This window comes from Roseivivax sp. CAU 1753 (assembly GCF_054482575.1).
On record NZ_JBTLRF010000010.1, the window covers coordinates 86329 to 92648 of the forward strand.

The window sequence follows — 6320 nt, forward strand, 5'->3', positions numbered from 1 at the left end:
TCGGGGGCAAATGGGCGTTTCACACATAAATGCCGACGTCATCGGACTGAAGGCGGTCGGCTGGCTGGCCGGCAACGAGGATTTGCTGCCGGTCTTCCTCGGGGCGACCGGTGCCGACGAGGCGCAGTTCCGCGCCGGTCTGGGGGATGCCGAATTTCAGGCGTCGGTCCTCGATTTCCTGTTGATGGACGATGCCTGGATCACCGCCTTCTGTGACGCCGAAAACCTGCCCTACACCGCCCCGATGGAGGCCCGCGCGGTGCTTCCGGGGGGCAGCCAGGTGCACTGGACGTGACCATGGGCGGACCTGTCGGTATCAAGGCGATCCTGTTTGACAAGGACGGCACCCTGTTCGATTTCCGCGCCACCTGGGAGGGCTGGGCCAGCGCCGTGATCAGGGCGCTGGCCGACGGCTGTCCCGGGCTCGAATCGGCGCTGTGCGACGCGGTGCGGTTCGATCTCGGCACCGGCCATTTCCACCCCGACAGCCCGGTGATCGCAGGCACCAATGACGAGGTCGCGGCCCGGATTGCAGATGCATTGCCAGGACTCGCGGCGTCCGATATCGCGCCGTTTCTGATCCGCGAAGCGCAGCGCGCGCCCTTGGTGCCCGCAGTGCCGCTGGCGGCGTACCTGTCCGGCCTGAACCGGCGCGGATTGCGTCTAGGAGTGATGACAAACGATGCCGAGGACGTGGCGCTGAGCCACCTTCGGTCTGCTGATATCACACAGTATTTCTCCTTCGTTGCCGGGTTCGATTCCGGTTACGGGGCGAAACCGGACCCCGCCCCCCTGTTGGCCTTCGCGCGCCACCTGTCCCTTGCCCCGGACCAAGTGGTCATGGTCGGTGACAGCACCCATGACCTGATTGCCGCCAAAGCCGCAGGCATGACCGGCGTGGGCGTTCTGACCGGTCTTGCCGACCGCGCCACGCTTGCGGCCCATGCGGCCGTCGTGCTGCCCGATATCGGGCACCTAGATGCGTGGCTGTCATCCTGACCGATGGGCGTTGCGAAAAAATTAACGGACGGGCGCTAAGGTCGGACGGGATTATTCCCGGGGGTCCGGATGCATGGCTTGATAAACGCGACGTTGCAGTTCTTCGTCGAAGACAATTACGGCACCGACCGCTGGGCGGCCGTGGTCCGCGCGGCGGGTCTCAAGACCGCGATTTTCGAAACCATGCTCAGTTACGACGACGCCATGACGGTCGACATCGTGGCCGCCATCTCGAACGCGTTCGGGCGGTCCCCTGAATCGGTGCTCGAAGATGTGGGCAACTATCTCATGGCGCATCCCAAGCGGCAGGCGCTGCGTCGATTGTTGCGCTTCTCGGGGCGCGATTTCCGCGACTTCCTGTATGCGCTCGACGATCTGCCCGACCGGGTGCGGCTGGCCGTTCCCGACCTGACCCTGCCCGCCATCGCCTGCACCGATTTGGGCGATGATTGCTTTACCATCACCTGCCGCAGCCCGTTTCCCGGCGCGGGCTGCGTCCTGATGGGGGTCTTGCGTGCGATGGCCGACGATTACGGCGCGCTCGTCACGCTTGAACACCATCCCGGGGTCGATGGCTGCGACCGCTTCGACGTGACCCTGGTGCAAGAGGCATTCACCCCCGGACGCGACTTCGATCTGGTGGCGCAGGGGCAGGCCACATGACCTGCGCGGCGCCGCATCTGGTCGACCGGCTGTGTCCCATGCACCTGACCGTGGATCGCACCGGGACGGTCCAGCGGGTCGGCCCGACGCTGTCCAAGGTCATCGGCCCGGTGTCCGGTCAAAAGCTGTTCGACATCCTTCAGATCGAGCGGCCGCGCGGCATCGCGGCGATGCAGGCGCTGTTGGCGCGGACCGGGCGCAAACTTCATATCCGCACCAAGGGTGCGCCCGATACCCCGATGGTCGGCCACGCCATCGACACCCCCGATGGCGGTGCGGTTCTGAACTTGGGGTTCGGTATCGGCGTCGCGGAGGCGGTGCGGCGGCACGGGCTTACCGGGTCTGAATTCGCGCCCACCGACCTCACGATGGAAATGCTGTTCCTGATCGAGGCGCAGTCAGCGGCGATGAACGCGTCCCGCATGCTCAACCTGCGTCTGCATTCGGCCCGCATCGTGGCAGAGGCCGAGGCGGCGACCGACACCCTGACCGGCCTTGGCAATCGCCGGGCGGTCGAACTGACGCTCGATGCGCTGGCAGCCGATGAAGTGCCGTTCGGCATCGTGCATCTCGACCTCGATTTCTTCAAGCAGGTGAACGACCGATGGGGCCATGCCGCGGGGGACGCGGTGCTCTGCGATGTGGCCGAGGCGCTGACAGGCACCGTGCGTCCGCACGATATCGCCGCGCGTATCGGCGGCGACGAATTCCTGCTGATCTTTCCGAGCCTGTCGGACGCCGGGCAGATTGCCGCGCTCTGCGAACGCCTCATCGCCCGGATCGAACAGCCCGGTCGCGGCAAGCCCGAGGGGGCCCATGTTTCCGCCAGTGCGGGCATTGCCATATGGCCCGGCGGTCCGGGTGCGGATCCCGCGCAGATGGTCGATCTTGCGGACCAGGCGCTCTACGCCTCGAAGCGCGCCGGTCGCGGCTGTGTCAGCGTTTCCGACGCCGCCACGACCGTGGCGCAAACCGATGCCGTGACCGGCGCGGGAATTTTGGCCAGCGGGTCTTGATCCCCGCGCGGGGAAGCCGTAGATAGCCGCGCAGTTGGGGTGTAGCCAAGCGGTAAGGCATCGGTTTTTGGTACCGTGTATCGTAGGTTCGAATCCTACCACCCCAGCCATGTTCCAGTCCCAGACCGAAACGACCCAAGAAAATAGGGTCCCAGAGCCGGTTTCCAAAACCGGTACCGCTCGAAATCCCCGGGGTATGACACAAACCCTGACACAGGGTGTGACACAGGCCCCGTCGCGCGACGTTGTACCGACAGAGCCACAGAGGGCACCTGTGGTTCAATCTGCGCGCCGGCCCAAGTCACCGGGATCTGCGAAAAGCGCGGGCCCGTACCTGCAGCGCCGGGGCCGCATCTACTATTTCCGAAAGCGCCTTCCGGACCGCCTGGCAAAACGAGTCAAACGCGCGTTCATCTGTTTTTCCTTGCGAACCCACTTGGTCTCCGAGGCGATGATCCGTGTTGGACGGGTCCTCGCCGCCCTTGAAATCGCGGAGACCCAGATGACTCAACTCGCCGAAATCACGACACTCACGCCCACTCAGGCCAACAGCGTTCTGATGGAATTGCTGCGCTCCGAGCTGGCAGACCTGCTGCAGCGCTACGATTCGGGCGCTCTATTCGCGGAGACCGACGCCTGCCGCATTGAGGAGGCTCGGGAGGCCTTGAAAGCCAACGCGCGAGCACGGGATTTCAGCGCGCTCGCGCCGCGACTCAAGGACGCCGCACGCGCGGCAGGCTTGGATCTCCCCGATGATCTGCCGACCGGTCTGGCCTTGCAGGGCGCGACGCTGAAGCGCCAGCTTCTCGATATCGAGACCGCGTCGCTGGAGCTCGAGGACCCGAGGCACCTTGCCCGCGATGTCGTAGCACGGTTCTCGGACAAGCCCGTCGACAGATTCGTGGCCCCCTCGATCCTGCTCGAGGACGCGATCGCCGAGACCTATCGCCTATATCCGTCCAAAGACATGAAGGGGAACATCGACGCCATCGCGAAGCTGGCACGGTACCATTTCGGCAATTGCGCCATGGCGTCGATCACCGAGGCGCAGCAAGAGGCCTTCTTCTCCTGGATGACCCGACTGCCGAAACTGCACGGCCGGTCCCACGGCCGAAACCGCTTCGAGAAAACCGGTAAGGTGCTCGACAAGAATGCGCAGATCACGGAGGCTGATGCCGCCGATGCCCAGATCACTGCAGAGATCCGCGCCCTCGACCTTTCGGTCGCAGAAAAACGCGCGCTCCTGGCAGAGCGTCTGACGCCGCGTCTCACACAGAGGACCATCCAGCGCAACCGAGACGGGTTGTCCCGGATCTTCAAGGCGGCCGTGAAGCTGGGGGCCGAGGTTCCGGCCGTCGTCGGGTACAAGGACATCGATCGGATCGTGAAGGCTGCCAGCGTGTCAGATGACGCGCTGCACATGCGGGTTACCCAGCCGAAGATCCGCCTGCCTTGGAGCGCGGAGCGGCTCTCGGCCTTTCTGAAAAGCCCGATTTTCACAGGGCAGGCCTCTCCGCATCGCCGGTGGAAACGCGGTCAGGTCATCACCCGTGACGGTACCTACTGGATCCCGCTCTTCTGGCTGGCGCTTGGGACCCGGCACGAAGAGCTGGTGCTTGCGCCGCGGAAGGCCCTGGTGTTGCGCAACGGGGTCTTCGGCCTCCTGCTGCACAGCAAGACGGACGACGGGGACCGTTTCCTGCCTATTCCCCAAGTGCTTCTGGACCTCGGCTTCATCGACTGGGTGCACGCTCTGCCAGATGACCACGGGCCCTTGCTCTTCCCGGATGCGGCGAAACGATCGGTCAATGGCAAAGCCGCGGAAAACTTCTCGCGGTCCCTGGGGCGTATCCTGTCGCGTCTCGGCTTGAAGGACTTCGATGAGGACTTCTATGCGCTCCGGAAGACCTTCCTCAGCATGCTGAGCCAGCATGGCGTCGAAGACGGCCTGCGCCAGGCCATTGCCGGGCACCATCGCCACACGATCATCAACAAGCACTACACCGCGCACCGGACGGTCGAGATGAAAGAGGCCGTGGACCGTGCGGATTTCGGGCTGGAGATTGCGCATAGTCCGCGTCATGGCTTCCCGATCATTCGCGACTGCCGTTTGGGTGGTGCCGTGCAGGTCGGGGTCGAAGTGGTTCTCGGTGCGGACGAGGCCGTCGAGCGCGTGACGTTTCGGCCCGATACCCAGACGTCTCCCATGCTTTTGGTCGATCTGAAAACGCTTCCGGACGGCAAAAAAGAAAGAAAGGCGGTCTATCGCGATCTCGTGCGCACGGCGCGTCGTATTGTGGCGCAGTATGAGGTGCGGCTACCCAAGAGCCCGATGAAGCGCCGCGCGTTTGAGAGTTTTCTTGCGTCAGCATGAAATCCACCAAGCTTACTGAGTTGGCCCTTCGGTCGACCATGTTCAATCCGTCTCGTCGTTCGCAGCATTCGCTATGGCCATGGCGGTTTAGCGGTGCTTCGGCACTGGGTCTGATCCATGTCTGTCTCCTCTGTTTAGGGAGTGTCAGACTGAGTATGCCAGTGCCGGTACCCGAGACGAGAAAATAGCCCTGAAAGGCCGCTGTGCTTTTGAAATCAGCGGCTTTCTGGGTAGTTGGCTCCGGCGGTAGGGGCAGGACTCAACGCCCCCAACACACGGATTCAAAAGAAAAAACGGCTCTGACACCGAGACTGACTCTGGTGTGTAAGTGTGTGTGCCACGGCTGTGTTCGCCGTGGCAACTCATTTGTGTACGGCCGGTGTCCTGTCTTTTCCTGACGTTCTACCTATGTCCGGCGGACCCGGATCTGCGAGATCGCACCGCAGGATGAGCGGCGCGATCTTGCTTTTTTATCCGCGCAGACGGAGCAGCTCCCGATCGACGGCGATCGCTTGCTGCACCCGGGCCCAGGCGCTTTGAAGCTCCCGGAGCGGGCATGAGATGTTGGACAGGTGCCGCGCCTCCTCGGTGAGGCAGGTCTCATAGCCGCCACCAGACATACAGTATTCGTCGTCGACGTATCGCTGCGACGTTCCCGAGGCGATATCCCTCTCCAGGGTCCGGAGGAGGCGGGATAGATCGACCTCCTCGCGCCGTGACATCATCGAACAGGAATGCAGTGCGCCATGCAGGCGATAAGCGCTTTTACAGAGCTCCGGACTGTCCTTGAAGTGATCCAGGACCATCGGCAGTTCGGCGCATGCGTTGCCGCGGCTTGCAAAATACGCGGTCAGCGCAGTCTCCTTGAACCGCGCCGGGTTTGCCGGAGGCTGAATTGTTTAAGCTACGCGGCCATGTCTGATGTTTCCAGAGCTGCGTAGAAGTTTGCCTCGGCCTCTGCTGGCGGGATGTTACCAATGGGTTCCAGCAGGCGGCGGTTGTTGAACCAATCGACCCATTCGAGTGTGGCATATTCCACGGCGTCGAAGCTGCGCCATGGCCCACGGCGATGAATGACCTCAGCCTTGAACAGACCGTTGATCGTCTCGGCCAAAGCATTGTCGTAGCTATCACCGACGCTGCCGACCGACGGTTCAATGCCCGCCTCGGCGAGGCGTTCGCTGTATTTGATCGACAGATATTGCGACCCGCGATCCGAGTGATGCACCAGCCCAGAGCCTGGCTGTCGCTGATGAACGGCCTGTTCG

General features: G+C 63.2%; 7 protein-coding genes, 1 tRNA gene and 1 pseudogene. 7 read left to right on the top strand and 2 right to left on the bottom strand.

The genetic code is table 11. The features are described from left to right. The first annotated feature begins 10 nt into the window (after nucleotides 1-10). The 7 genes and pseudogenes from ACXYMN_RS17270 (at nucleotide 11) to ACXYMN_RS17300 (ending at nucleotide 5052) form a co-directional block, all read left to right on the top strand. Nucleotides 11-295, top strand: coding sequence for a DUF3572 domain-containing protein (locus ACXYMN_RS17270; RefSeq protein WP_459014993.1), 285 nt, complete (start codon nucleotides 11-13; stop codon nucleotides 293-295). Between the two features lie 2 nt (nucleotides 296-297). Next, nucleotides 298-999, top strand: a complete 702-nt coding sequence (locus ACXYMN_RS17275) for an HAD family hydrolase (protein ID WP_459014995.1) — start codon at nucleotides 298-300, stop codon at nucleotides 997-999. 69 nt (nucleotides 1000-1068) lie between these two features. Further along, nucleotides 1069-1662 carry a heme NO-binding domain-containing protein gene (locus tag ACXYMN_RS17280; RefSeq protein ID WP_459014996.1) on the top strand — a complete coding sequence of 198 codons (594 nt, stop codon included), beginning with the start codon at nucleotides 1069-1071 and terminating at the stop codon, nucleotides 1660-1662. Next, on the top strand, nucleotides 1659-2678 hold the full coding sequence (locus ACXYMN_RS17285) for a GGDEF domain-containing protein (RefSeq protein ID WP_459014998.1): 1020 nt from the start codon (nucleotides 1659-1661) through the stop codon (nucleotides 2676-2678). The genes ACXYMN_RS17280 and ACXYMN_RS17285 overlap by 4 nt, the downstream gene beginning before the upstream one ends. Before the next feature lie 35 nt (nucleotides 2679-2713). Next, nucleotides 2714-2788, top strand: a tRNA-Gln gene (locus ACXYMN_RS17290). Nucleotides 2789-2874: 86 nt separating this feature from the next. Next, nucleotides 2875-3153: pseudogene (locus ACXYMN_RS17295) on the top strand (DUF6538 domain-containing protein); the annotation flags it as partial. Between the two features lie 27 nt (nucleotides 3154-3180). Next, nucleotides 3181-5052 carry a site-specific integrase gene (locus ACXYMN_RS17300; protein WP_459015003.1) on the top strand — a complete coding sequence of 624 codons (1872 nt, stop codon included), beginning with the start codon at nucleotides 3181-3183 and terminating at the stop codon, nucleotides 5050-5052. Nucleotides 5053-5522: 470 nt separating this feature from the next. Here the strand turns inward: ACXYMN_RS17300 and ACXYMN_RS17305 are convergent, their stop codons facing one another. Together ACXYMN_RS17305 and ACXYMN_RS17310 are read right to left on the bottom strand one after the other, a co-directional pair. Beyond that, the gene (locus tag ACXYMN_RS17305; protein ID WP_459015000.1) at nucleotides 5523-5858 is read right to left on the bottom strand and encodes a hypothetical protein; all 336 of its coding nucleotides are present in this window, start codon (nucleotides 5856-5858) and stop codon (nucleotides 5523-5525) included. 98 nt (nucleotides 5859-5956) lie between these two features. Beyond that, nucleotides 5957-6320, bottom strand: a 364-nt coding sequence (locus ACXYMN_RS17310) for an integrase core domain-containing protein (RefSeq protein WP_459015001.1), incomplete at its 5' end; no start/stop codon positions are given.

What these genes read in the sequence shown, in the direction of transcription:
- ACXYMN_RS17305 (WP_459015000.1), bottom strand. Translation starts at nt 5,858, where the DNA reads ATGGTCCTGGATCACTTCAAGGACAGTCCGGAGCTCTGTAAAAGCGCT.
- ACXYMN_RS17270 (WP_459014993.1), top strand. Translation starts at nt 11, where the DNA reads ATGGGCGTTTCACACATAAATGCCGACGTCATCGGACTGAAGGCGGTC.
- ACXYMN_RS17275 (WP_459014995.1), top strand. Translation starts at nt 298, where the DNA reads ATGGGCGGACCTGTCGGTATCAAGGCGATCCTGTTTGACAAGGACGGC.
- ACXYMN_RS17300 (WP_459015003.1), top strand. Translation starts at nt 3,181, where the DNA reads ATGACTCAACTCGCCGAAATCACGACACTCACGCCCACTCAGGCCAAC.
- ACXYMN_RS17280 (WP_459014996.1), top strand. Translation starts at nt 1,069, where the DNA reads ATGCATGGCTTGATAAACGCGACGTTGCAGTTCTTCGTCGAAGACAAT.
- ACXYMN_RS17285 (WP_459014998.1), top strand. Translation starts at nt 1,659, where the DNA reads ATGACCTGCGCGGCGCCGCATCTGGTCGACCGGCTGTGTCCCATGCAC.